Consider the following 26,095-nt stretch of genomic DNA (forward strand, 5'->3'; position numbering starts at 1 on the left):
CGTGAAAACTACGGGGGGAAGGCGTGCTCCCGGCGACAGTATGCGCCAGGAGCGTAGTGTTTACGTGCGATGACCGACGGCCGACTCCGGGAGTGCGTCGCTATCTGTACCGGAGATGACGACTCCCCGGGTCTCGCGACCAAATGCCACAAATACACAGATTAAAATAGCCACCGCGCCAGCCACGATCGCCATTGCCAACCCGTAATTGCCACCATGCGTTTCCGCGATGCGGGCCTGTAACGTCGCATTAACCGACGCCAGTAAATTACCCAGTTGGTAAACAAACCCTGGCAGCACGGCGCGCGCATTCGCCGGAACCAGCTCGTTCAGCCAGGTCGGCACGACACCCCAGGCACCCTGCACCATAAACTGCATCAGGAACGCGCCCAGGCCAATCGTGAATGATCCGCTGGAAAATGCCCATAGCGGGAGTACCGGAAGCGCAAGAAAGGCGGCGATCATGATCGCTTTTTTACGCCCAATACGTTCCGATAGCGTACCGTAGAAAATACCGCCGAGCATGGCGGCAATGTTATAAAAAATCGCAATGATACTGATCAGATGCGGATCAAAACCATGCTGCATCTTCAGGAAGGTAGGATAGAGATCCTGCGTGCCGTGACTGAAAAAGTTAAAGAACGCCATGACCAGCACCAGATACAGACACAACTTCCACTGTTTGCGCAGAACAGGAAGCAGCGCGGTATTCTCTTTACGCGCTCTGGCCGCCAGCCAGACGGGGGATTCCGGCACTTTAAACCAGATATAAGGCAGCAAGACAACAGGCAGGGCGCCAATCAGGAACATACCGCGCCAGCCTACCATACTGTAAAAGAGGCCAAAAATAACCGAGGCGAACAGATAGCCGCAGGGATAGCCCGCCTGAAAAATGCCCGACATCAGGCCACGCGAACGATCGGGAATGGTTTCCATCGCCAGTGATGACGCGACGCCCCATATCCCGCCCATCGCCACGCCGTACATGACCCGAAAAATCAGAAATGCCATGAAGGTGGGCGACCAGGCGGAAAGCAGTTCAAATACCGTAAAGAACAGAATATTGAGCATCAGTATCGGTCGACGTCCATACTTTTCCGCCATTCGGCCAAATAGCAGCGCGCCAATGGGACGTACCGCCAGGGTCAGCATAATCGCAATGGAAACGTCCGATACGGAAGCGTGAAACCATTCGGCGAGATCGCTAAGTACAAAGACAAGGATAAAGAAATCAAACGCATCCAGCATCCAACTGGTAAAGCTGGCAAACGCCACATGTCGTTGTGTCGTCGTCCAGTTCAGGGGGGTGTACATAGGTAGTGTCCTGCATCAAAAAATAACATCAAGCTTTGAAGCGGCGAAACGCTGGAGCGCACCCGTCGTCAAAGCGACGTAACAAGGTAGCGTTGCGCTACTTATTTGTTATCTTTTTGTATATAGCAGGTAAAATGTTAGCAAAAATAGACAAATCATTACATATTATTAACAAAGCTTACTGGCACATGATTTGTCACATTTTTTATGGGGATTCTCTCATGCAAAGGAAAGCGAAGCGTGGCTAGCGTATCGCGACCGGCCTGTCGCCAGACCGATCGCCATTGCCGATTACCTTTCGCGCGGCGGGAAACCGGCCTTTTGCAGGGCGGCGGCAATCTGCTCCGCGGATAGCGACGTTTCAACGTCAACCAGACGCGTCGCCGGGTCGGTTCTCACCGTCGCATTAGCATCGAGAGTCAGAATCGTCTTTTTTACCGTACTGGCGCAGCCGCCGCAGGTCATGTCATCAATATGGAACTGCATGGTGAACTCCTTTTGTGTGGGAACTGTTGCCAGTCTGGGCCTTGCCAGTGTTGGAAGGTCAAGCGTAATCTCAGGACTTACAGACGCTTTGCCAGTCCGTGGCGACGAGGACGGCGCAATACCGCTCCGGTACGCGCCTCCGGCTCGCTATCGTCAGGTTGTCCAAGCGTATGCAGAATGGGGCAATCTGGCAGCGCGTCGCCGGCGCAGCAGTGAATCAGCGCTTTGAGGGTTTGCGCCATGTGCTGCATGTTCTGGATACGTCTGTCCAGTTCATCAATGTGCGTCTGCGCCAGGCGTTTGACGTCAGCGCTTTGCCGCGACTGATTATTCCAAAGATTCAGTAAGTCGCTGATTTCAGCAACTGAAAATCCGAGGTCGCGCGCGCGGCGTATAAAATGCAATTGATTAACATCAGCCTGGGTATAGGCCCGATAGCCGGAATCCGTCCGACTTGCCGCGGGAATCAGACCAATCTGTTCATAGTAGCGAATCATTTTGGCCGAAACTTTCGATGCTTTAGCTGCTTTACCGATGTTCATGACGCTCCTCCTCAGGTCGTGGATGTGTCGGATGGGGTTGCCATCGGCGCCCGGAAACGGCGCAGCCGCAAAGCGTTGCCCAGCACGAACACGCTCGACATCGCCATCGCCCCTGCGGCGAATACCGGGGACAATAATATGCCCCAGACCGGAAATAGCGCGCCTGCCGCGACAGGAATCAGCGCCGTATTGTAAGCAAAGGCCCAGAACAGATTCTGGTGGATATTGCGGATGGTCGCTTTAGACAGCGCGATAGCATTCGGCACGCCTTGCAGGTTACCGGACATTAGTACGACGTCGGCGGATTCCACCGCCACATCGGTGCCGGTGCCAATCGCCAGCCCCACGTCGGACTCCGCCAGCGCTGGCGCATCGTTGATGCCATCGCCGACAAACGCCACCTGCCCATACGCCGCTTTCAGGCGCCGTATCGCCTCGACTTTCCCTTCCGGCAATACCTCGGCGACCACGTCATCAATTCCTAACTGTCTGGCGATAGCCTGTGCCGTGCGGGCATTATCGCCAGTGATCATGGCGACCTTAATCCCGAGTTGATGTAAAGCGTTAATCGCGGCGGGCGTACTGGGTTTGATCGGATCGGCCACGGCGATAATCGCCGCCAGTTGACCGTCAATAGCCGCATAGAGCGGCGATTTCCCTTCCTGTCCTAACCGTTCGGCGGTGGTGGCGAAGCCGCTAATATCCACGCTAATTTCGTGCATATAGCGATCGGCCCCCACGTCAACACGCGTACCGGCAACGGTAGCGTATACGCCCATCCCGGTCACCGATTCGAAGCCGCTCATGCCTGGTAGCGCGATCCCTTCCTCTTCTGCCGACACGACAATCGCACGGGCAATCGGATGCTCTGAACGCGATTCTACCGCCGCGACTTTCGCCAGCACCTCACGGCGTTCAAAGCCACTGGCCACGTCGAGATCGGTCAGTACCGGGCGGCCTTCGGTAAGCGTCCCGGTTTTGTCTACGGCCACCACCTTAGCGTCTTTGAGTAGCTGTAACGCCTCCCCCTTACGGAACAGCACGCCCATTTCAGCCCCACGACCGGTTCCCACCATAATGGAGGTCGGCGTCGCCAGGCCCATCGCGCAAGGACAGGCGATAATCAGAACTGCAACGCCATTGATCAGAGCGAAAGTCAGCGCTGGCGACGGCCCAAACGCCAGCCATACCACAAAGGTCAGCGCAGCAATAAGCATCACCATCGGGACAAACCACAGCGTCACTTTATCCACGACGGCCTGAATCGGCAGTTTTGAACCCTGCGCCTGTTCCACCAGACGAATGATTTGCGCCAGCATGGTCTGTCCGCCGACGGCGGTCGCCCGCAGCGTGAGCGCGCCTTTTTGGTTTACGGTACCGCCCACCACCGCGCTTCCTGCGGATTTCTCTACCGGTATCGGTTCGCCGGTAATCATCGACTCGTCAACGAAGCTGCGGCCTTCGGTCACTTCGCCGTCAACCGGTATCCGCTCGCCTGGCCGAACCTCCACACAGTCTCCCAGCACAACTTCGTCGACAGGGATATCCACGATGCGGCCCTCGCGTAACACATGCGCGACCCGCGCCTGTAGCCCCACCAGACGTTTAATCGCTTCGGAAGTCCGCCCCTTCGCCCTTGCCTCCAGAAAGCGCCCCAGCAGAATAAGCGCGACAATCACTGCGGCGGCCTCGTAATAGACGTTTACCGTCCCTTCAGGCAACAGGTCGGGCGTAAAGGTCGCCACCAGCGAGTAGCCGAATGCCGCTGAGGTTCCCACGGCGACCAGCGAGTTCATGTCCGGCGCCAGACGCGCCAGCGCCGGGAACCCTTTAAGGTAAAAACGGCGACCGGGGATCGTCAGCACCAACAGGGTCAGTGCAAATTGCCAGTACCAGCTTTGTTGCAGGCCAATCGTTTTTATCACCCACTCGTGCATACCAGGAATAAGGTGCGAACCCATTTCAAGCACAAAAACGGGGAGCGCCAGCACGCTGGCGAGAATCAGTTCGCGCTTCAGCCTGACGCGCTCGGCCTCTTTTTTCTCTTCAGAGTCGTCTTCGCCCTGCCCCGCCGTCTCTACCGGTCGCGCCTCATACCCCGTTTTTTCAATCGCCGCGATCACCGCCTCCGCCGACGCCGTCCCGCGGACGGTGGCGCGCTCCGTCGCCAGATTCACCGTAGCGTCCGTTACGCCAGGCACAGCCTTAATACCTTTTTCAACGCGAGCGACGCACGACGCGCAGGTCATACCTTCAATAAGCAAGCTTATCGTGTCGTGACGATTTTCTGACTGACTCATGACGACTTCCCCATCCTGACTATTCGGTATCAGAAAGCCTAAAGCTTGCCATTGTGGGAAGGTCAAGCGTATTCAGGCTGTACGGTTCGGCGAGAATGTGAGATGGCTCATAAAAGAGGATGATGCGAGACATTTACGCCACGATGCCGACCCACGCCCCGAAAAAACCCGTCAGGAACGCTTGACCTTTCCTTCGTTGTAACGCCTAGCCTTTGCCAAAAATTCTGCGGCAGCGTTGCGGAATGGCCAACACGCTGCGGTAAAGAGGGAAACGACATGCGTAGAACATTCAAAATTATGTTGATAGCCGGCGTCATCGCCGCCATCGGGGGCGTGATTTACATGGCCGGCGAAGCACTATGGGATAAAGACAACGCCGTCGGCCCCCCGGCCAGCGCGCCGCCTCCACCGTCGGTACCGGTTGCTAAAGCCCTTAGCCGCACACTCGCGCCTACGGCGGAATTCACCGGTTTTCTGGCCGCGCCGGAGACCGTGGAGCTGCGTTCGCGCGTGGGAGGAACCCTTGACGCCGTCAGCGTTCCGGAAGGACGTCTGGTAAGCCGCGGACAACTGCTGTTCCAGATCGATCCGCGCCCGTTCGAGGTCGCCCTCGACACCGCCGTCGCGCAATTACGTCAGGCTGAAGTACTGGCCCGCCAGGCGCAGGCGGATTTCGATCGCATTCAACGACTGGTCGCCAGCGGCGCCGTATCACGTAAAAACGCTGACGATGTCACCGCCACGCGTAATGCGCGACAGGCGCAGATGCAATCGGCCAAAGCCGCCGTCGCCGCAGCGCGCCTTGAACTCTCCTGGACCCGTATTACCGCGCCCATTGCCGGACGCGTTGACCGCATACTGGTGACCCGGGGCAATCTGGTCAGCGGCGGCGTAGCGGGTAACGCCACGCTTCTGACGACTATCGTGTCTCACAATCCCATGTATGTGTATTTCGATATTGACGAAGCCACCTGGCTGAAGGCGTTACGGCATACCCGCTCCGACAAAAATCCACCGGTAGTCAACATGGGGTTAACCACCGATAACGGGCTGCCTTATCAGGGCGTACTCGACTTTATGGGCAATCAGATGAACCGCAGCACCGGCACTATCCGGGCGCGCGCCGTGATTCCTGACCCCGACGGAATGCTTTCTCCCGGCCTGTTTGCCCGAATCAGTTTGCCCATCGGCGAGCCGCGGGAAACCGTGCTGATTGACGATCTGGCGGTGAGCGCCGATCAGGGCAAAAACTATGTGCTGATCGTCGGCAAGGAGAATCAGGTGGAGTATCGTCCGGTTGAGCTGGGACAAATGGTCGATGGACTCCGCGTCGTTACACAGGGAGTACAGCCGGGAGAAAAAATCATCCTCAAGGGGCTGGTGCGTCCTGGCATGACCGTTGCGCCGCGTCTGGTGCCGATGCGGCAGAATATGCCCGATAAACAGACCGCGACATTGACTAAAGCGGACGGCGACAGTGCGCCGAAGGCGGTGCGCCAATGAAATTCACCCACTTTTTCATCGCACGACCCATCTTCGCCATCGTCCTGTCGCTGTTAATGCTGCTGGCTGGCGCTATCGCCTTTTTAAAACTGCCGCTGAGTGAATATCCGGCCGTTACGCCGCCCACGGTACAGGTTAGCGCCAGCTACCCCGGCGCTAACCCGCAAGTGATTGCCGATACGGTAGCCGCGCCGCTGGAACAGGTAATCAACGGCGTTGACGGCATGTTGTATATGAATACCCAGATGGCCATTGATGGTCGCATGGTTATCTCTATCGCCTTCGAACAGGGAACCGATCCTGATATGGCGCAAATTCAGGTGCAAAACCGGGTATCCCGCGCGCTGCCTCGCCTGCCCGAAGAAGTCCAGCGAATTGGCGTTGTAACGGAGAAAACGTCCCCCGATATGTTGATGGTGGTCCATCTTGTCTCGCCGCAAAAACGCTATGACTCGCTTTACCTGTCTAACTTCGCCATCCGGCAGGTTCGCGACGAGCTGGCACGTTTACCCGGCGTCGGCGATGTTCTCGTCTGGGGCGCGGGCGAGTACGCCATGCGCGTCTGGCTGGACCCGGCGAAAATCGCCAACCGCGGTCTTACCGCCAGTGATATCGTTACGGCGTTGCGGGAACAAAACGTACAGGTCGCCGCCGGTTCCGTCGGGCAGCAGCCGGAGGCCTCCGCCGCTTTTCAGATGACGGTAAACACGCTGGGCCGCCTGACCAGCGAAGAACAGTTCGGCGAGATTGTGGTAAAAATCGGCGCTGACGGCGAGGTGACGCGTCTGCGTGATGTCGCCCGCGTCACGCTGGGCGCAGATGCCTATACGCTGCGCAGTTTACTGAATGGCGAAGCGGCGCCAGCGTTACAGATTATTCAAAGTCCGGGCGCCAATGCGATTGACGTTTCTAACGCGATTCGCGGCAAAATGGATGAGTTGCAGCAAAACTTCCCGCAGGATATCGAATACCGGATTGCCTATGATCCTACGGTCTTCGTGCGCGCATCGCTACAATCGGTGGCGATTACGTTGCTGGAAGCCCTCGTGCTGGTCGTCCTTGTCGTGGTGCTGTTCCTGCAAACCTGGCGGGCGTCCATTATTCCTCTGGTGGCGGTTCCCGTTTCGCTGGTCGGCACCTTTGCCTTGATGCACCTGTTTGGCTTTTCGCTGAATACGCTTTCGCTGTTTGGTTTGGTCCTGTCGATAGGTATCGTTGTCGATGACGCCATCGTTGTGGTCGAAAACGTGGAACGGCATATCTCGCAGGGCAAAAGTCCCGGAGAGGCGGCAAAGAAGGCCATGGATGAAGTCACTGGTCCCATTCTTTCTATTACCTCGGTGCTAACGGCGGTCTTTATCCCTTCCGCATTCCTGGCGGGCCTGCAGGGTGAGTTTTATCGTCAGTTCGCGTTGACCATCGCTATTTCGACCATCCTTTCGGCCATTAACTCACTGACGCTCTCCCCTGCGCTGGCCGCCATTTTGTTAAGACCGCACCACGATACTGCGAAGGCTGACTGGCTAACGCGGTTGATGGGCACGGTCACTGGCGGTTTTTTCCATCGCTTTAACCGTTTCTTCGACAGCGCGTCGAACCGCTATGTTAGCGCCGTCCGTCGGGCCGTGCGCAGCAGCGTCATTGTGATGGTGCTCTATGCTGGCTTTGTGGGGCTGACCTGGCTTGGCTTCCATCAGGTGCCGAACGGGTTTGTGCCTGCGCAGGATAAATACTATCTCGTCGGCATCGCCCAGCTCCCAAGCGGCGCATCGTTGGATCGCACAGAGGCGGTCGTGAAACAGATGTCCGCTATCGCGCTGGCGGAACCCGGCGTTGAAAGCGTCGTCGTCTTCCCCGGCCTGTCGGTTAACGGCCCGGTAAATGTGCCAAATTCGGCGCTGATGTTCGCCATGCTGAAACCCTTTGACGAGCGTGAAGATCCTTCGCTTTCCGCTAACGCTATCGCCGGAAAGCTAATGCACAAATTTAGCCACATTCCCGACGGATTTATTGGCATCTTCCCGCCGCCGCCGGTTCCAGGGCTTGGCGCGACGGGCGGCTTTAAATTGCAGATTGAAGATCGTGCGGAACTGGGATTTGAAGCGATGACAAAGGTGCAAAGCGAGATTATGTCTAAGGCGATGCAGACGCCCGAACTGGCCAATATGCTGGCCAGTTTCCAGACGAACGCCCCGCAATTACAGGTGGATATCGACCGGGTGAAGGCGAAATCAATGGGGGTATCGCTCACCGACATCTTTGAAACGTTGCAAATTAACCTCGGATCGCTTTACGTCAACGATTTCAACCGATTTGGCCGCACCTGGCGGGTGATGGCGCAGGCCGATGCGCCATTCCGTATGCAACAAGAGGATATCGGCCTGCTTAAAGTCCGCAATGCGAAGGGCGAGATGATCCCGCTTAGCGCTTTCGTCACGATTATGCGCCAGTCGGGGCCGGACAGAATCATCCATTACAACGGCTTCCCCTCGGTAGATATTAGCGGTGGACCGGCTCCGGGCTTTTCCTCCGGACAGGCGACGGACGCGATTGAAAAGATCGTGCGTGAAACGTTGCCGGAAGGGATGGTCTTCGAATGGACCGATCTGGTTTATCAGGAAAAACAGGCCGGCAACTCCGCGCTTGCTATCTTTGCGCTGGCGGTGCTGTTGGCCTTCCTGATCCTGGCGGCGCAGTACAACAGTTGGTCGCTGCCCTTCGCCGTCCTGCTTATTGCGCCTATGTCATTACTCTCAGCCATTGTCGGCGTGTGGGTATCTGGCGGAGATAACAATATCTTTACGCAGATTGGTTTCGTGGTGCTGGTCGGCCTGGCGGCCAAGAACGCCATTTTGATTGTCGAGTTTGCCCGCGCCAAAGAACACGACGGCGCAGACCCGCTGACCGCCGTGCTGGAAGCGTCACGCCTGCGTCTGCGTCCTATCCTGATGACCTCATTCGCCTTTATCGCAGGCGTAGTACCGCTGGTACTCGCGACGGGTGCCGGCGCGGAAATGCGACATGCGATGGGCATCGCCGTGTTTGCCGGAATGTTGGGCGTCACGCTCTTCGGCCTGTTATTGACGCCTGTATTTTACGTGGTGGTTCGCAGGATGGCATTAAAGCGTGAGAACCGCGTTGATTCGCATGATCAGCAAGCATAATGATGGGAATGGCATAATGAAGATCACTTTTACAGGCTATCGGCAGACCGCCACGCTGGCGACGCTTGCTTTCGTCACCACGCTTGCTGGCTGTACGATGGCGCCGAAACACGAACGCCCCGCATCGCCGACTGCGATGGTCTATCCCTACGCAACGTCAACCGTTTCTGGCGCGCCGGATGCCGCTGACATTGGCTGGCGTGATTTCTTCCACGATCCGCTTCTACAGGAACTGATCGCGATCGCGTTACGCAATAATCGGGATTTACGCAAGGCAGGGCTCAATGTTGAAGCCGCCCGGGCGTTATACCGTATTCAGCGCGCGGAGATGCTGCCGACGCTCGGCATCGCCACCGCCATGGACGCCGGTCGCACTCCCGCCGATCTCAGCGTCACGGACGAGCCTGAGATTAACCGACGCTACGAGATGGCTGGGGCGACGACGGCCTGGGAACTGGATCTCTGGGGGCGAGTGCGAAGCCTTAGCGACCAGGCATTAGCCGCCTATATGGCGCTTGATGAGACGTACATTGCGGCGCGAATGAGCCTGGTTTCCGAAGTCGCCAGCGCCTGGCTGACGCTACGGGCTGACCGGGAGCTGCTGCGCTTAACCGAAGATACGCTGGCCGCGCAAAAAAGTTCATACACATTGACAACCCAGCTTGCCCGGACAGGCAACGCCACACAGCTCGATCTGCGTATGACGGAGATCGCGCTGCGTTCTGCGGAAATCAATCGCGCGGCGTATACGCGACAGTTGGCGCGGGATCGTAACGCGCTGGAATTGCTGTTGGGCCAGCCGCTCACGCCTGAACTGTCGCGTCGACTAAACGAGGCGGTCACGCTTACGGAAGGCGCGATCCCGACCACTCTGCCAGGCGGATTACCGTCAGATCTGCTGGTACGCCGCCCGGATATTCGCGCCGCCGAGTACAGGCTGCGCGGCGCAAACGCCCGAATAGGCGCAGCGCGCGCCGCCTTCTTCCCGACAATCAGCCTGACAGGCACGGCGGGAACGGCCAGCGCGTCTCTTAGCGGGCTCTTTGAACCGGGATCGGGAAGCTGGCGTTTTCTACCGCAAATCACCTTGCCTCTCTTTCACGGCGGCGCATTACGCGCTGACCTGGACAGGGCGCATGTCCAAAAACAGATTGAAATCGCCAGGTATGAAAACGTTATTCAGCAAGCCTTTCGCGACGTGGCGGATGGTCTGGCGGGACAGCGTACGCTGAATGACCAGGTGCAATCAGAACAACGCGCGGTTGAAGCCAGTCAAATCGCCTATGAGCTGGCCGGACTCCGTTTTCAGGAAGGCGTCGATGACTACCTTACGCTGCTTGATACCCATCGTATGCTTTATGGCGCGCAACAGCGCCTGGTACGCACACGTCTCATGCAACAGTTAAATATCATTAACCTGTATAAAGCATTAGGCGGCGGTTGGCGGGAATACAGTGAGAAAAAGCAAGGTTAGCCCAAATAGCGCGCGTCGCCAGTGCGGCGCGCGCGCTAAACAGGCATATATTACCTGCAAAATAAGGTTAACGAGGGCAACGATAAACGTTCCCGCTTAACGTGACATTCGTTTGTTTGCTTGAGCCCGAACCGTGCCATGAACTTCCTGTCTGGCCTGCACGCTGGGTTAACAGGACTACCGTATTGCCGCCCATTTTATAAGCTTTGTTTTTCAGATCGTTACGGGCACCCGTTTCCAGGTTACTGTTGGAAGTCCAGCCACCGGTAAAGAAATTCCCCTGGCTGCCCGTGATATCTCCTAAGTAGCTGCATTCCTTACCTGGCTCGCTGGTCATCACCCGTACCTGTTCAGCGCCATAATTCAACGAATTAGCACTACATGCGGTTAAAGCCAAGCCGACGAAACATACTAAGATCTTTTTCATACTAATACCTGGTCTATTAATCATTAAATAATAACGCGTTCTTGCTTCTGAACGCCGTCAAGGAACTATATTTAAGATGTAACGAATGTCTTTCATTTGCTGAAGAAAAGTCTCTGTCATGATGCTATCATGTATGCTTGAGGCTATTTCTTGTTCAGTTTTTTCAATATGCTCTCTGAGCCTTATTTTTGTTTTTTCGTCAAGCGCCGAGATAAGTATCTTAATGGCAAGCAGCAAAGTAGGATTGATGCTTTCACACTCTCTCATCGTTAACTTTTTCATCTTGTTTGCTTCAAGCCTGATCGGCGTTTTTGTCTACACGGCAAATTTTAGATGCGAAGATATGGCGACTTCTTTGGTAAATAAATAGCAAATGGAAAAAGCGTTTGAAGCCATATTTACGACAGATACGCAATCTATGAATGTACAAAGTCTTACGACTCATGCCATAGCTACTGGCGATCTGACTCATCGACTTTTTATATAAAAAGTGCCATAACAACTCCTCCTCCTTTTTTGTCAACGGCGCAAGTTCACCGACCGCTACATCGTTTGCACAAGCGTATTTAATGAAATGCTCAATAAAAACAGGCTTTGCCAAATCGGGATCGATATCAGGATCTCTATCGCAGCCATGTGGATAAAGTTTTCCAATATCTCTGCGCGTGAGCCAGATTCGACGAGCATGTGGATAATGCTGCATGAGCGCCTTAAAACCTTTCCAGACCCCCTGAATCAAAACTCGTCCATCAATAATAATTATGATATCTTCGCTAGCTGATATCTGACACGAATTATATTCTCCATTGAGTGGGAACATAAAGCACTTCCCATCCTCAAAGAGTGAAGCGATGCCTAAATAAGTATAATAATCATCCGTTAAAACTATACCTATCGTTTTTAACGGAAGTTGTTCCGATAGTGAATTTATCATAATTTCATCAATAGAATAACGCTACGGTGAGTGTTTTATCTTCCTCTTAAGATTACCTGAGCGATCATAACCATCCCTATTCTGTAGCAGCGCCATATTATTTTTAATTCCTTGCCATAAACGTAACGCTTATACTTTTAATATCAGAAGCGATAACCTACGCTGACACCAAATGTATTGGTATCCACAGCGAAGAAACGACTGGCTTCCCATGATGCATCGATAGATATACTCTTAACTGGATTAAATATTACGCCAGCGCCGTAGGCAAAGGAGTCTTCTTTTGAGTGTTTATTAAATTTCATCGTCGCTATACCCGCATTGCCGTACAGGCTCACATAGTCATTAAAACGATATGTTGGTCCAAACATCAAAGAACCATAGTCCACAGAATCGGAACCATTTTTATGCAACTTCCCCTCTTTCCAGGTGTAGTTCTCCATTTCATTGCGCGTCGCGGTGAATGAGCCTAACATCCCCCAGGTCTCATTAAACTCGTAACGATATTTAAAATTAAAGCCTCGCAGATCTTTGCTATCGCTATTTTTCAATGAACTGAGATGAGTTTGTGCATAACCAAACGATACGGTGTGCTGATCGTTAGCCAAAGCTAAAGGTGACGCTAATAATAAACCTAAAAAAACAAGGAACGAAGACCGTCTTTTCATTAAAACCACTCCATTTTTGATATATAATTAAGGCGGTACCGGAACTTATGGCACACAAATAGCATTTAGATTAAGAGCACCTAATGCGCTTATTACCAGTCATGCCAACTGCGGAGGTAATATAACCTGATATATTCGATAATGGATATGAAATCAGTCTTACAGAGTTCTTACTTTTTTATTAATGGCGGATTCATAGTTGCTTCAGACCCGATCCTGGCATCACATCCGTCAGGCGGACTGCGAGAGGTTATCAGCGAGTATCAGTCACCTTCCCGAAGAGTCAAAAATTCATAACTAACTGTTTTATATACATTTTAATTAACATTCAAGTTAACCTTTACCCTTGCGGAGGGCAATTTCGCAACTCGCTTTCTGACGCATTCAGACAACATTCAGATCTACTGCGCGGTACAAACGTTATAAAGCTGCCGATTAAGAGAATAAAAAAAGGTTTTCTCACCCACTTTAGATATTCGAATCTCATTAGCCGCGTCCGGATGCAGAACCCGTAAATATGATAACAGATCGCCAGCCGTGTCCGTGGCAAAGACTTTTACCTGGGATACTTCGAACGTATAAACACCAGGCGCTGTTCGATGTAAATTTTTCATATACACGTCCCGGTATAATATTTTTATACCGTTATCTTTTGTTTTTATTTCATATTGAAGCGTAATTCTCTTCATCTTAAAATCAAGAACAAGACTGCCATCGGCATGGATATCTTTAGGCTGTATCGTCGTTACCGTTCTTGTCGTACATAAAAATTCATTAGTATTAATAGAACTATGGTTACTGTTTCGTACCCAAACTACCATCAGTACGACTGAAACAGCCAACATACCAAGCGTCGCCACGCTTAATAACGTTCTTTTATGGAAATGCATTTCGGCTCCGCTATATCAAGTTGGTTAAGACACTGGACAAAAATATTTGTATTAGGAACGCGAATGTAATAAATGATTTTGCCGTTTTGTTTATGTATTTCATTACTCATCTCAGAGTACGCTTCAACGATATCCGTCAGATGGGTTTTATCATGCCCGACACTATAAAAAGTGTATCCATCATACGAACCCTGGAGGGTAAAGTAATCAATATTTTCACCCTTAACTTTATACATCATAAAAAACATCAGAAGCGCGGCCAGGCAAAAGTAGAGCCAATCTTTTTTATTCACAGCGCCCGGTATTGGGGTAATAATAGTGTCATCGTGTCGCACTTCAACCGTCGATAATTCTGTTTCAGCAACAGCAGGCAACGGCGTATTTTGCGCCTCATCACTCAACGGTTCAATGGAAACTGAGAGTAAAACACCCACGCGGGGACGAGTCACAACAGACGCCCCCTTAAGACCAATTTTATCAAATGATCCTCGTAGCTGGTTAATCAGTTTGTAATAACTGGCATCAGAGACCACGACACCTTTGCGCCCCCAGACATAGTTAATTAAATCATCTTTTTTAAAAAGGCCTTCATGAAAAGCGATAAGCAAACTGCGTTCCGATTCAGATATCGTTATCGACTCTCCGGCGCAGGAAAGCGTCATTCGTTCACAATCAAGAATAACTCTTTTGTCAATCAGATAATTGTTCTGACTCATAAAAATATCCGCCCCAGTGCTATCACGTTTCTTCACGGCATAAACATATTACCAGGATATATCGCGCTATTGAATTTTTTTCCGTAGCGAGCTCCTGTATTATTCAGCCACCAGGCCGCTCGCGGATCCGTTTTCCCCCTTGAGTAAACCATTTTGCCTCTGGGCCGACTTGCCAAGCCAGCTCATAAAGTCATTAGCCCCCATCGGCCTGGCATAAAGAAATCCCTGAACGAATCCTACCCCGTGGCTTAAGATGTAACGCAATTGGTGCTGGGTACTGACCCCTTCGGCAACCACATTAAGCCCCAGTCGCTGACTCAGCGTAATGATAGTATCCAGGACAGGAACATCATCGCTGCTGGTATCAATGGTATCGATAAACGTTCTGTCTATTTTAAGAGAGTCTACAGGTAATTGCTGGAGATAGGAGAGTGAGCAATAGCCGGTCCCAAAATCATCAATCGCTATTAACACGCCTTTTTCACGGAGCGTTGAAAGTTTTTCTGCGACCTGTGAAGGTTCTACAATCAGGCTACGCTCGGTGAGCTCCAACATAAGCGTTATCGTTCCCAAACGAGTCCTGAGCGCCTCTATATCTTGTATAAAACCGTCATCCATAAGATGCGCAGGCGATATATTTACGCTGATATAGAAATCATCCGGTACAGTCCAGTTTATTACGTCATGAGCAATCAGTTCGAACAGATGACGAGAGAGTGGAATAATCATGCCTTCATTTTCTGCGGCGGTAATAAAAATATCCGGGGTTATAAAACGGCCATCCGGTTGCGGCCAGCGCATTAGCGCCTCCACGCCGCCGCAACTACCGTGTTTAACATTAAAAACAGGCTGATAATGTACCGTAAACTCATTGTGCGTTATTCCCCTGGCAATCTCCCGGGCCAGAGATAAACGTTTTAAATACCAGCGCCTGTAGAACAACATCATCCCTACAGAAAGACACAATGACAGCGGAACAAAAATAAAAAGGTTTTGTAACCAGTATGCCGATAACGTTGAGAAAGGGGTTCGCACCATCAGCTGGATAGTGTGATCGGTTGAGGTGAACCGCTGCGTTAAAAACGCCTTACCGCGCAACGTCGCAGCGCTGGTAATCGCCTCCCCTGCGCCGAATGTCAGGCTAAAGGCTGATGCTCTCTCTGCAGCCAATATCTCCATGAGCTCCTGGACATACTGCGAGTCCACAATGACGAAGGCCGCTTTATTCGCTGCTACTTTTTTCACATAAACCACAACAAGGCGATTGGGTCCTTCGGCCATACTACCGATAGATCGCAACCACCGTTTCGGATAAGAAGCAGGTAAAGAAAGCCCTGCCAGCCGGGAAAAATGATAGCGTTCGGTTCCTGTGACAAAGGAGCAAGTGATATCACCATTTTCCAGAAACCCAATGTCACGGACATAAGGAGTGAAGGCCCGCGTTCTGGACAGTTCTTTCAGCGTGTCAGTACAGGAACTCTCAGCCAGTCTGGCGGCTTTTCCGGCGACTTGCCAGGAGGCGGCTGATATATCCGCGCTAAACCGCAGCAGCGTATTGGCGCTGACGGCGATATCTCGTTTTAGCTGGAAGATACCCGCGAGTAACCCCACCAATATCATGACGATCAGTGGAACGGCAATAAACAACATCAGAAATAGCTTTCTTACTTTCAAATCATTGCCCTCTTACCGGCCTTCCTTTTGCCACTGTACGCTTTTATAAGATAACTAAAGTAACATTAATATAGAAAAGCAATATTGAGAGATAGGTTATACGTTCTTAATGATAGCAAGATAGCACTCCCTGTGCCGAAAATAGACAAGAAAATATCAATACCCAACAGGTGCAGGATACTATCGTTAAAATAAGCGATAGCAGATATCTAAAATACAGACGCATTCAATATGTTAGCCTGATACCAGGTTCGCTGCCTGATGAGGCGTAACCATCATGGAACGAATTCCCATCAATACAGGGATTATTGGCTACAACTCAACGTTACTACTGGTGGTACACACATTATACAAATGCCGATTAAGCGAAAACATGTAGGTATTTTTCCCAATTTTTACCATCTTTAACTCATTAATCGTACCAGGCTGTAACAGTCTCAACCAGGAAAACAAATCGCCAGCAGTATCAGACTCAAAAGTCTTAACTGAATTAACTTTAAAAGTAAATGTTTTCATACCCGTTCTGCGCAGTTTGCTGATGCAGATGTCACGAAAAAAAAGCCGTTTTTCTTTCGTATCGGTAGTAACATCGTAGTGTAGGGTAATCCTGCCGGATTTAAGATCCAGCACAAGTCCACCATCCATGTACAATTTTCGTGGCGCAATATACGCTTCTGATTTTGTCGTGCATATAAGATTATTGGTTCTATAAGAGTCACGATTTACCCACTCAAGCGCTATTACCGATCCGATTGAGACAATGGCGATAAATATTACAAATATAATCAGTAACGTTCTTTTACTGTAATACATTTTGGCACCGCCATTTCAACAGGATTTAAGCATTGCAGAAAAATATTCATGTTAGGCTCCCTGATATAATAAAGATGGCGTCCATTTTGCCGGTAAATTTTAATTTTTAGAGAGTTAAAAGCAAAAACTACTTCACTTAATGTGACCTTATCCTCTTTTGTTTTATAGATTGCATAATCGTTATATTCGCCAAGATATGTAAAAAAACTATCAGAGCTGTTACGAACAGGCGCTTTATATATAGTAAATACACCATAGAGCAATGCCAGAAGAATGGCTCCTGTTAACACCACAAATACGCTGTGACGTTTAATTTTGTAAAATATTTTCTCCCGAGTCGGGGTGCCCTTAACGTTTTCATCACTCACCTTGAGGGAGGTGATTTTTTTTATAGGTTCAATGGCAACAGACAGCGACACCCCCACCCGAGGGCGAGTTACGATATCAGATGGCTGTAGACCGATGCTACTAAAATCATTTCTCATTTGATTAATGAGTTTATAGTAACTTGATTCTGAGACGCAGCCTCCACGATTTTCCCAAACAAAATGAATAATATCTTCTTTTTTGTAAAGACCATGCCAAAAAGCAAGAAGCAGATGGGTCTCAGCTTCTGATATTCTGATTATCTCATTACCATGCGATAAGGTCATCTTCGTACTATCAAATACAACACGCTTATCAAGTAAAAATATGCTTTCATTCATGACAATCCTAAAGGTAACTGCATCCATCATTCAGACGACATATTATCATGCTCAAAAAAGAATTCAGCCCCCTAATTAACCTGAGTTTAACTTATAAGTCTCACTTATAGTAAACAATAATTGACACAAGTATTACCCGCACATTACAAATCAAACAGTTATAGGTAAATCTGAACACTTTTCTTTACCTTAACGCAAACTCAGGAAACTTCTGAAAGGCCAAAAGTAAGAAAAAAGTAAGACTAATTATACTGTTTCAGAAGCACATTTCAGAAAATTTACCTTAATCTCACCATCGTATTATCCATCGGGAGGTTTAACTGATGCGGATTTTACATAGCAAAAATGTGCAGGTTTGTATTGCAACATAGTCTATCTATTCAGACGCGGAGAGAATTGTTATCGGATTACACTCAATCAAATGATAACACTATCAGTTGTACTAATGAGATGTATGGACGAAAGCGCTTATCGCTCTATTTCATGATAAGAGAAATAAGTCTGTTTGTTTTATATCGCATTATCAATAGTCAGGAGGGTATAGCTCACATCCAAAAATAGAGTTAATGATCGTTATTTTTACCACTCCTCCATAAGCACGAAACATTCAGGCGAATTGCACTCGTCCTGAAAAAGTAAAGATTAATACAGGAACATTATCATATGTCTATGAAAAAGTATTTAGCAATGATCACAGGCTCACTTCTTGTCTCCAGCAGCGCGATGGCTGTTTCTGATAACACCATCACCTTTCAAGGGGAAGTCTCTGATGAAACATGCTCTGTCGTGATTAATGGTAATCAGGCTAAACCCGTCGTGTTATTACCAACAGTAAGTACTAAAGATTTATCAGAACAAGGGAAAACTGCGGGGCCAATAACGTTTGATATTGGGCTGTCCGGGTGTACCGGCTCTAAGGACAAAACAACAAAAATTTCCACTGTCTTTGTCGGTAATCAGGTCACCAGTAACGGTAACCTGGGTAATACTGGCAGCGCGAAAAATGTTGAAGTCCAATTACTCGACACTTCAGGGGAGCCAATCAATCTGACCGGCGGCTTTACTGGCGACGGCGACCTACAGCTGGAACCAAATGCTTCTGAAGCGAGCGCGACTTATACCGCGCGGTATTACTCTACCGGGAAAGCAGAGGCTGGGACAGTCGCTGCCACCCTTCAATACGCCGTTTCGTATAAATAATTGTCGCTACGGTCTGGCGTTGAAACGCCAGACCATTTTCAATCGCCAGGGAGTTGTTGAGATGAAAATGGATACCCGACATTCCGCATTATATTACTTAATAGTTTTTCTATTGCTGGCCCTACCCGCCACAGCATCGTGGGCGAGCGTTACTATTTTGGGTAGCCGAATAATTTACCCATCAACAGCCTCCTCCGTAGATGTGCAGTTAAAAAATAATGATGCAATACCTTATATCGTACAAACCTGGTTTGACGATGGCGATATGAATACCAGCCCGGAAAATAGCAGCGCGATGCCGTTCATTGCCACGCCGCCGGTATTTCGTATTCAACCCAAAGCAGGCCAGGTTGTACGCGTAATTTATAACAACACGAAAAAATTGCCGCAGGATCGTGAGTCAGTATTCTGGTTTAACGTATTACAGGTACCACCAACGAATATTGGCAGCGACGGCGGGCAAAATAAAATGTTGGTGATGCTGCGCTCAAGAATAAAACTTTTCTATCGTCCTGACGGGCTAGGTAAACCTGATAATCTGGCGAAAAAACTACAGATTAAAACGGTAAATAAGGGTTCCGGAAAAAGCGGTATTGTTATTGTTAATCCGCAGCCCTGGTTTGCCTCTTTAAGTAACCTGAATGTAAAAGTGAACGGCGCTTCGTATAACCTGGATGCTGACATGATTGCCCCTTTTTCCAGTCAAACCTGGTGGCTGCCGGGCAAACGGTCACTCAAATCCTTCTCCGGTACAGTCACCGTTACTTTGGTTAACGACCTGGGCGCAAGGATAAGCGAGAGCTACGATGTCCCCCACCATTAATTTGAACCGCAAAAGCCTTGCGCTATTGATCGCCATAGTTTGCTCAGGCTCCGCGCAGGGTGAAGAGTATTATTTTGATCCTGCGCTACTTCAGGGGGCCACTTACGGACAAAATATTGCCCGTTTTAATGAACAGCAAACGCCTTCCGGAGACTATCTTGCCGACGTTTACGTTAATGGCACGCTGGTAACCTCGAGCACTAATATTCGATTTAATGCTGTAAAAGAGGGACAACAGACTGAACCCTGTCTGCCCTTATCGGTGATGAAAGCGGCACAGATAAAATCACTCCCCGCGACCGACGCTGCGACCGAGTGTCGCCCGCTCAGGGAGTGGGTACCTCATGCCGGCTGGCAATTTGATAGCGCCACGCTTCGCCTGTTGCTGACGATTCCAATGACCGAACTTACGCACAAACCGCGCGGTTATATCTCCCCTTCAGAGTGGGATAGCGGCGCGCTGGCGCTGTTTTTACGCCATAACACAAACTGGACCCACACCGAAAATACCGACAGCCATTATCGCTACCAATACTTATGGAGCGGTTTAAACATGGGCGTTAACCTTGGACTTTGGCAGGTCCGTCATCAAAGTAATCTGCGCTATGCCAATAGCAACCAGAGCGGAAGCGCCTGGCGCTATAATAGCGTTCGAACCTGGGTGCAAAGACCTGTCGCGTCTATTAACAGTATTCTGTCGCTGGGCGATAGCTATACGGACTCCAGCTTATTCGGCAGTCTGTCTTTTAACGGAGCTAAACTAGTCACCGACGAGCGGATGCGCCCGCAGGGCAAACGCGGTTATGCGCCGGAAGTTCGGGGCGTAGCGGCCAGTAGCGCGCACGTGGTAGTAAAACAACTGGGGAAAGTGATTTATGAAACCAACGTTCCGCCGGGCCCATTTTATATTGACGATCTGTACAACACCCGTTATCAAGGCGATCTGGAGGTAGAGGTTATCGAGGCCAGCGGTAAAACCTCACGTTTCACCGTGCCTTATTCTTCCGTGCCGGATTCGGTACGTCCCGGTAACTGGCACTATTCGCTGGCCTTCGGCAGGGTTCGTCAGTACTACGATATTGAAAATCGTTTCTTTGAGGGAACGTTCCAGCACGGCGTTAATAACACCATTACCCTCAACCTCGGTTCACGAATTGCGCAGCGTTACCAGGCATGGCTGGCGGGCGGCGTCTGGGCCACCGGTATGGGCGCATTCGGCCTCAACGCCACCTGGTCGAATGCGCGCGCAGAGCATAACGATCGCCAGCAAGGCTGGCGCGCGGAACTCAGTTACAGCAAAACGTTTACCACCGGCACTAACCTGGTACTGGCGGCTTATCGTTATTCAACCAACGGCTTTCGCGATCTTCAGGACGTGCTCGGCGTACGCCGGGAAGCAAAAACGGGGATTGATTACTACTCCGACACGCTGCATCAGCGCAATCGCCTGTCCGCGACGGTAAGCCAGCCGTTAGGACAGCTTGGCACGCTTAACCTCAGCGCCAGCACCGCAGACTACTACAATAACCAATCGCGTATAACACAGCTACAAATGGGATATAGCAACCAGTGGCGGAATATAAGCTACGGGGTGAATATCGCACGACAGCGCACCACCTGGGATTACGATCGCTTTTATCACGGCGTTAACGAACCACTGGACGTGAGTAGCCGACAAAAATATACCGAAACCACAATGTCGTTTAATGTCTCTATACCGCTGGATTGGGGCGAAAACAGAACGTCTGTCGCCATGAATTATAACCAGTCCAGTCAAAGCCGTTCCTCAACCGTATCCATGACCGGCAGTAGCGGTGAAAACAGCGACCTGTCATGGTCGGTTTATGGCGGCTACGAGCGTTATCGCAATAGTAATAGCGATAGCAGCGCGCCAACGACGTTTGGCGGTAATCTACAACAGAACACCCGGTTTGGCGCACTTCGCGCCAACTATGACCAGGGTGATAACTATCGTCAGGAAGGGCTGGGCGCGTCCGGCACCCTGGTACTTCACTCTGGAGGTCTGACGGCTGGCCCCTATACCAGCGATACCTTTGCGCTTATTCATGCCGATGGCGCGCAGGGCGCGATCGTACAAAATGGCCAGGGCGCTGTGGTTGATCGCTTTGGTTACGCCATTCTGCCTTCGTTATCTCCTTACCGCGTCAATAACGTTACGCTCGACACCCGTAAGATGCGCAGCGATGCCGAACTGACGGGAGGAAGTCAGCAGATTGTGCCCTATGCTGGCGCCATCGCGCGTGTCAATTTCGCCACTATTAACGGCAAAGCGGTGCTGATCTCCGTGAAGATGCCGGATGGCGGCATACCGCCAATGGGCGCTGATGTTTTCAACGGTGAAGGCACAAACATCGGCATGGTCGGCCAGAGTGGGCAGATTTATGCCCGTATCGCCCATCCGTCGGGTTCTCTACTGGTGCGCTGGGGAACAGGGGCAAACCAGCGTTGCAGGGTTGCCTACCAACTCGATCTTCACACCAAAGAACCGTTTCTCTATCTGAACAAAATCTGCGAGAAGGAATAGCACAATGCTTTTTAGTTTCCGAACGCTATTGTTTATCACCAGCCTGTTCGTCAGCGCCGGAACATGGTCGTCATGTATCAAAGTCACCGATAAGAGCGCGCTCTCTGCCGCGGCGATAAAAGCGGGCTACACGGCGCAAAACTGGATCGGCGCAACTGACACGAATACCGGTAATATCGGTTTGCCAACGGTGATTAGCATCAGTAATAGTGAAACATTTCAACCCTCCGGCACATTATTGGCCAGTGGGATCGGTAACTTCCTGACGGCCGCCACCGGCACGCCCTATTCCAGTAAACAGGTACTTTACCGCTGCGATTCTGCCGATGCCGGGAAGCTCTATGAGATGTATTCGACAAATGGCGATAGCGCTTTTGCGGGGGCATTTTTTACTCCCGAAGTAGAAGGCGCCTATTATGATGTGGAGCGTAATGTTGCTGTCCGTATGACAAACCTCAGTACCGGCGAATATTACAGCCGTTTCTGGAAAGAACGCCAACTTACCGCAGATAGTTGGTTTCAGGATGACAAATATATTTATATTCCTGCCAGCGCGTTTAGCAACGTGTTATATGAGATGTTTAAAATTGACTCAAGAAAATATTTTGCCTACCAGAATCCAATGGACCGAGATACCTGGACGCAGCCTCGGGGTTATATCGCCTTTAAAGGCCCAGGCTTGATTACCGAGCGGATCCAAGCGGGACTGGATCATGCCAGCGATTATTATGGTTGGCCCGGCTATTGGCCCGGGGCATGGAGTACATATAATAGCGTCACCTATGTTCGCGGCGCGTTATGTAAAATCACAGATTATCCTGCGATCGTGAAAATTCCCCCTGTCGCCGTCGGCATATTAGCCGCCGGAGGCAATAGCCAGGCGCCTTTCCACGTCAGCCTGGAATGTGAGTCCGGCGCTGTGTCCAGTGCCCTCCCGTCCACCAGCGCCGCTAATGTCGCAATGGGGTTTGTCGTTAATCAACCCACCGCCGTGGCGGCGGCGCGTCGCCTGGGGCTAACCACATCCGCAGGTGGTCTGTCGTGGCTACTGGACACCCATTATGGCGAACCTGGCGTAGCCTCCGGAGTGGGTATCCGCATCTATAACGATGCCGGTACGCCGATTAACCTGTTACCCGATCGGATCAAGACAGGCACTGGCAACGCCCGAGGCTGGTATGGCTATAAAGATTTAACCACACGGGTATCATCCGGTTCAGTAGAAACCTATAGCGGTGATTTTACTGCCTCGCTTGAGGCGATCGGCGGACAAACAGTAACGGCAGGAAGCGTGAATGCGCAATTACAGGCAGTGGTTAGTTTTCAGTAAAGTCATATTAACGCTACTTGGGTTGACGGGATGGTATGGCCCGGCACAAGCCGCCGTTAATATTGACAGAACCCGAATTATTTTTGCTTCAGATGATATCGCTCAATCGTTGACATTATCCAATGATAATACAACGCCGATGCTGTTACAGGTATGGACCGACGCCGGAAACATTGACGCCTCTCCGGATAACAGCAAAACGCCGCTGGTGGCGCTGCCGCCGGTATTTAAAATGCAGCCAGGAGAACTGAGAACGCTTCGCCTGCTCCTGAGTTCCCGCCAGCAGCTTGCAACGGACCGGGAGAGTCTCTTCTGGCTAGACATTTATCAGATACCGCCACTCCCCCATGACATTAAAAACCACCCGCGAAAACTGGTATTACCGCTTCGTTTGCGGCTAAAAATTTTAATTCGCCCGACCGGATTAAAAGCGCCAACGGAAGCGGAGGAGAAAAAATTACGCTTTATTGCTAAAGAAAATACTATACGGATAGTTAACCCCACCTCGTGGTATATGAGTTTAACACTAACGACGGATGACAAGAAAAGTATCGGCGATATCATGGTTGCGCCGAAAACAGCACTTGATGTGCCGCTAACACGCTCGCCAACGCCGGGAGCATCGATAAATTATGCAGTAATCAATGACTCCGGGAACTGGCGACAATATACCGCCATACTGGAAAAATATATTAGTAAGAGTGATTTTATTCCTGAGTTTTGATGGGAAATATTCAGGGATACGGTCGTATCCCTGAGACAAGCCAGAATTCAGCATGTACCATTGTCAAAAATAGCATTAAGCTGATATTTTTCTTTTTGCACGGCATCTTTGTTCTGTTGAGTTTCCTTCTCCTCAACAGACATATCCCATACGTTTTCATTATCTGACTCAATTAATGTGTAGAACGTATTATTATTACGCATCATATAACCGCGAAAATTATTTTCGATGCCCGTTGTCACAGGCTTAGCAGCCCCTGAGAATAACGAAAGGCATACCATGCAGAACGAATGCTTTCCGGACTGACGTCCTCATAGACATCTATACCATGCAAAACAAGTACGCGAGAAAGAAAATGAGAAGATTGTTATGAAAGAAAAGTTTGTAACTACTTGATTGAGATGGCAGTCCATGGTGCCGATAATAGGAGTCGAACCTACGACCTTCGCATTACGAATGCGCTGCTCTACCAACTGAGCTATATCGGCCCTGAGAAGGGTGTGTTCACGCGGGTGAATCACGGGATAGAAGGTTAAAACTAACCGGGCGGTGCGTCAATAGCCTTGCTACTCAACCGGCTATTTTTGCACCGCTCGACATTAATTACGCACGAATCGTACCATCGCCAAAGCCGATCCACTTATAGGTGGTAAGCGCTTCAAGCCCCATCGGACCGCGGGCATGTAATTTCTGCGTGCTGACCGCCACTTCTGCGCCAAGCCCAAACTGCCCGCCGTCGGTAAAACGGGTAGAGGCGTTGACATAAACCGCAGCGGAATCCACTTCGTTCACGAAACGCGCAGCATTATGCATATCACACGTCAAAATCGCATCGGAGTGCTGAGTGCCATGTTCGCGAATGTGGGCGATAGCGCCATCCATATTTTCGACCACCACAACGTTCAGATCCAGAGACAGAAACTCGTTATCCAGCTCTTCCGGTTTCAGCGGCACCAGTTTGGCAGGGCCATGCAGTGCCTGCATGACGGTTTCATCCCCATGCAACGTTACGCCGCCCTCCGCCATCTGCTTGCTCAGCACAGGCAAAAAGCGTTCTGCGATGTCCTGATGCACCAGCAAGGTTTCCACCGTGTTACAGGTGCTCGGGCGCTGGGTTTTGGCGTTGACGATAATCTTCAGCGCCGGGGCGATGTCTGCGCTGCTATCGACAAAAATATGGCACACGCCAATCCCGCCGGTAATCACTGGGATTGTGGATTGCTCGCGGCACAGTTTATGCAAGCCTGCGCCGCCGCGCGGGATCAGCATATCGATGTACTTATCCATACGCAGCATTTCATTGACCAGCGAACGATCCGGATTATCAATTGCCTGAACCGCTGCCTCCGGTAAACCGCAAGCTTTCAGTGCCTTCTGAATGACACGAACGGTTGCGGCATTCGTGCGATGCGTCTCTTTCCCACCGCGTAGAATCACCGCATTACCGGTTTTCAGACACAAAGAAGCCACATCAACGGTAACATTCGGACGCGCCTCATAGATAACGCCAACCACGCCCAACGGCACGCGGCGGCGCTCCAGACGTAGCCCGCTGTCCAGCAGACCGCCGTCGATCACCTGCCCGACCGGGTCGGCGAGATTACAGACCTGGCGCACATCGTCAGCAATCGCTTTCAGACGCGCAGGGGTCAGCGCCAGGCGGTCCAGCATCGCTTCGCTCAGGCCGTTGGCTCGCGCCTGCTCAACATCTTGTACGTTCGCGCTGAGGATACTTTCCATTTGCGCTTCCAGTTCATCGGCTATTTTTTCCAGCACGCGATTTTTTTCGCAGCTGGAGAGCAGCGCCAGCTTATACGACGTCGCTTTAGCAGCAATGCCCATTTGTTCCAGCATATGCCTG

General features: G+C 50.9%; 21 protein-coding genes, 1 tRNA gene and 2 pseudogenes. 8 read left to right on the top strand and 16 right to left on the bottom strand.

The features are described from left to right. Positions 1 to 60 precede the first annotated feature (60 nt). The 4 genes from NA389_RS08910 to golT all read right to left on the bottom strand — a co-directional run bounded on the left by NA389_RS08910 (position 61) and on the right by golT (position 4,642). A complete protein-coding gene (locus NA389_RS08910; RefSeq protein ID WP_000288504.1) occupies positions 61 to 1,314 on the bottom strand; it encodes an MFS transporter in 1,254 nt (417 codons plus the stop codon). 291 nt (positions 1,315 to 1,605) lie between these two features. Then, on the bottom strand, positions 1,606 to 1,800 hold the full coding sequence (gene golB / locus NA389_RS08915) for a gold resistance metallochaperone GolB (protein ID WP_001159470.1): 195 nt from the start codon (positions 1,798 to 1,800) through the stop codon (positions 1,606 to 1,608). Between the two features lie 77 nt (positions 1,801 to 1,877). Then, positions 1,878 to 2,342: an Au(I) sensor transcriptional regulator GolS gene (golS, locus tag NA389_RS08920; protein WP_001020583.1), complete on the bottom strand. Its 465-nt coding sequence runs from the start codon at positions 2,340 to 2,342 to the stop codon at positions 1,878 to 1,880. Positions 2,343 to 2,353: 11 nt separating this feature from the next. Further along, complete coding sequence (golT, locus tag NA389_RS08925) at positions 2,354 to 4,642, bottom strand: gold/copper-translocating P-type ATPase GolT (RefSeq protein ID WP_079917105.1); 2,289 nt, start codon at positions 4,640 to 4,642, stop codon at positions 2,354 to 2,356. Between the two features lie 276 nt (positions 4,643 to 4,918). On the opposite strand from golT, the gene mdsA reads away from it, so the two are divergent. Genes mdsA through mdsC form a run of 3 tightly spaced genes read left to right on the top strand, consistent with a single transcriptional unit; the run spans position 4,919 to position 10,783 of the window. Continuing rightward, positions 4,919 to 6,145, top strand: coding sequence for a multidrug efflux RND transporter periplasmic adaptor subunit MdsA (gene mdsA, locus NA389_RS08930; protein ID WP_001254849.1), 1,227 nt, complete (start codon positions 4,919 to 4,921; stop codon positions 6,143 to 6,145). Continuing rightward, positions 6,142 to 9,309: a multidrug efflux RND transporter permease subunit MdsB gene (gene mdsB, locus NA389_RS08935; protein WP_000673156.1), complete on the top strand. Its 3,168-nt coding sequence runs from the start codon at positions 6,142 to 6,144 to the stop codon at positions 9,307 to 9,309. Before mdsA ends, mdsB begins: the two co-directional genes overlap by 4 nt. 16 nt (positions 9,310 to 9,325) lie before the next feature. Beyond that, positions 9,326 to 10,783 (top strand): multidrug efflux transporter outer membrane subunit MdsC, encoded by a 1,458-nt coding sequence (mdsC, locus tag NA389_RS08940; RefSeq protein ID WP_141023847.1) that lies wholly within the window; start codon positions 9,326 to 9,328, stop codon positions 10,781 to 10,783. A 67-nt stretch (positions 10,784 to 10,850) separates the two neighbouring features. Here mdsC and NA389_RS08945 read toward each other — a convergent pair whose 3' ends face one another. The 9 genes and pseudogenes from NA389_RS08945 to NA389_RS08985 form a co-directional block, all read right to left on the bottom strand. Continuing rightward, positions 10,851 to 11,210 (bottom strand): DUF4156 domain-containing protein, encoded by a 360-nt coding sequence (locus NA389_RS08945; protein ID WP_000722978.1) that lies wholly within the window; start codon positions 11,208 to 11,210, stop codon positions 10,851 to 10,853. A gap of 57 nt (positions 11,211 to 11,267) precedes the next feature. Further along, complete coding sequence (locus NA389_RS08950; protein ID WP_000737124.1) at positions 11,268 to 11,492, bottom strand: membrane protein; 225 nt, start codon at positions 11,490 to 11,492, stop codon at positions 11,268 to 11,270. 10 nt (positions 11,493 to 11,502) lie between these two features. After that, complete coding sequence (locus NA389_RS08955) at positions 11,503 to 12,144, bottom strand: helix-turn-helix transcriptional regulator (RefSeq protein ID WP_000610824.1); 642 nt, start codon at positions 12,142 to 12,144, stop codon at positions 11,503 to 11,505. 143 nt (positions 12,145 to 12,287) lie between these two features. After that, the gene (locus NA389_RS08960; protein WP_000830237.1) at positions 12,288 to 12,812 is read right to left on the bottom strand and encodes an Ail/Lom family outer membrane beta-barrel protein; all 525 of its coding nucleotides are present in this window, start codon (positions 12,810 to 12,812) and stop codon (positions 12,288 to 12,290) included. Between the two features lie 401 nt (positions 12,813 to 13,213). Next, entirely contained in the window at positions 13,214 to 13,702 is a 489-nt protein-coding gene (locus NA389_RS08965) for a hypothetical protein (protein WP_000545417.1), read from the bottom strand. Then, on the bottom strand, positions 13,675 to 14,418 hold the full coding sequence (locus tag NA389_RS08970) for a transcriptional regulator (RefSeq protein WP_000081363.1): 744 nt from the start codon (positions 14,416 to 14,418) through the stop codon (positions 13,675 to 13,677). The genes NA389_RS08965 and NA389_RS08970 overlap by 28 nt, the downstream gene beginning before the upstream one ends. A 99-nt stretch (positions 14,419 to 14,517) precedes the next feature. Continuing rightward, complete coding sequence (locus tag NA389_RS08975; RefSeq protein WP_000868296.1) at positions 14,518 to 16,092, bottom strand: EAL domain-containing protein; 1,575 nt, start codon at positions 16,090 to 16,092, stop codon at positions 14,518 to 14,520. A 512-nt stretch (positions 16,093 to 16,604) separates the two neighbouring features. Next, positions 16,605 to 16,905: pseudogene (locus NA389_RS08980) on the bottom strand (hypothetical protein). Further along, positions 16,878 to 17,612: a winged helix-turn-helix domain-containing protein gene (locus tag NA389_RS08985; protein ID WP_001005860.1), complete on the bottom strand. Its 735-nt coding sequence runs from the start codon at positions 17,610 to 17,612 to the stop codon at positions 16,878 to 16,880. Before NA389_RS08985 ends, NA389_RS08980 begins: the two are co-directional and overlap by 28 nt. Before the next feature lie 663 nt (positions 17,613 to 18,275). Between NA389_RS08985 and NA389_RS08990 the strand changes: the two genes are divergently transcribed. From NA389_RS08990 to stbE, 5 genes are all read left to right on the top strand, one after another. Further along, entirely contained in the window at positions 18,276 to 18,812 is a 537-nt protein-coding gene (locus NA389_RS08990; RefSeq protein ID WP_000062033.1) for a fimbrial protein, read from the top strand. A 61-nt stretch (positions 18,813 to 18,873) separates the two neighbouring features. Continuing rightward, positions 18,874 to 19,635: a fimbrial biogenesis chaperone StbB gene (gene stbB, locus NA389_RS08995; protein ID WP_000781489.1), complete on the top strand. Its 762-nt coding sequence runs from the start codon at positions 18,874 to 18,876 to the stop codon at positions 19,633 to 19,635. After that, entirely contained in the window at positions 19,619 to 22,180 is a 2,562-nt protein-coding gene (locus NA389_RS09000; protein WP_079917103.1) for a fimbrial outer membrane usher protein, read from the top strand. The genes stbB and NA389_RS09000 overlap by 17 nt, the downstream gene beginning before the upstream one ends. Before the next feature lie 4 nt (positions 22,181 to 22,184). Next, a complete protein-coding gene (gene stbD, locus NA389_RS09005) occupies positions 22,185 to 23,510 on the top strand; it encodes a fimbrial usher protein StbD (protein WP_000899084.1) in 1,326 nt (441 codons plus the stop codon). Then, on the top strand, positions 23,476 to 24,234 hold the full coding sequence (gene stbE, locus NA389_RS09010; protein ID WP_001247021.1) for a fimbrial biogenesis chaperone StbE: 759 nt from the start codon (positions 23,476 to 23,478) through the stop codon (positions 24,232 to 24,234). The genes stbD and stbE overlap by 35 nt, the downstream gene beginning before the upstream one ends. 47 nt (positions 24,235 to 24,281) lie before the next feature. Here the strand turns inward: stbE and NA389_RS09015 are convergent. The 3 genes and pseudogenes from NA389_RS09015 to proA form a co-directional block, all read right to left on the bottom strand. Further along, positions 24,282 to 24,503, bottom strand: a pseudogene (locus NA389_RS09015) (hypothetical protein); the annotation flags it as partial. Positions 24,504 to 24,646: 143 nt separating this feature from the next. After that, positions 24,647 to 24,722, bottom strand: a tRNA-Thr gene (locus NA389_RS09020). 115 nt (positions 24,723 to 24,837) lie between these two features. Continuing rightward, the gene (gene proA / locus NA389_RS09025) at positions 24,838 to 26,088 is read right to left on the bottom strand and encodes a glutamate-5-semialdehyde dehydrogenase (RefSeq protein ID WP_000893245.1); all 1,251 of its coding nucleotides are present in this window, start codon (positions 26,086 to 26,088) and stop codon (positions 24,838 to 24,840) included. Positions 26,089 to 26,095: the final 7 nt, after the last annotated feature.

The sequence above is a fragment of the Salmonella sp. NW645 genome, from assembly GCF_051703725.1.
Classification (GTDB): Bacteria; Pseudomonadota; Gammaproteobacteria; order Enterobacterales; family Enterobacteriaceae; genus Salmonella; species Salmonella enterica.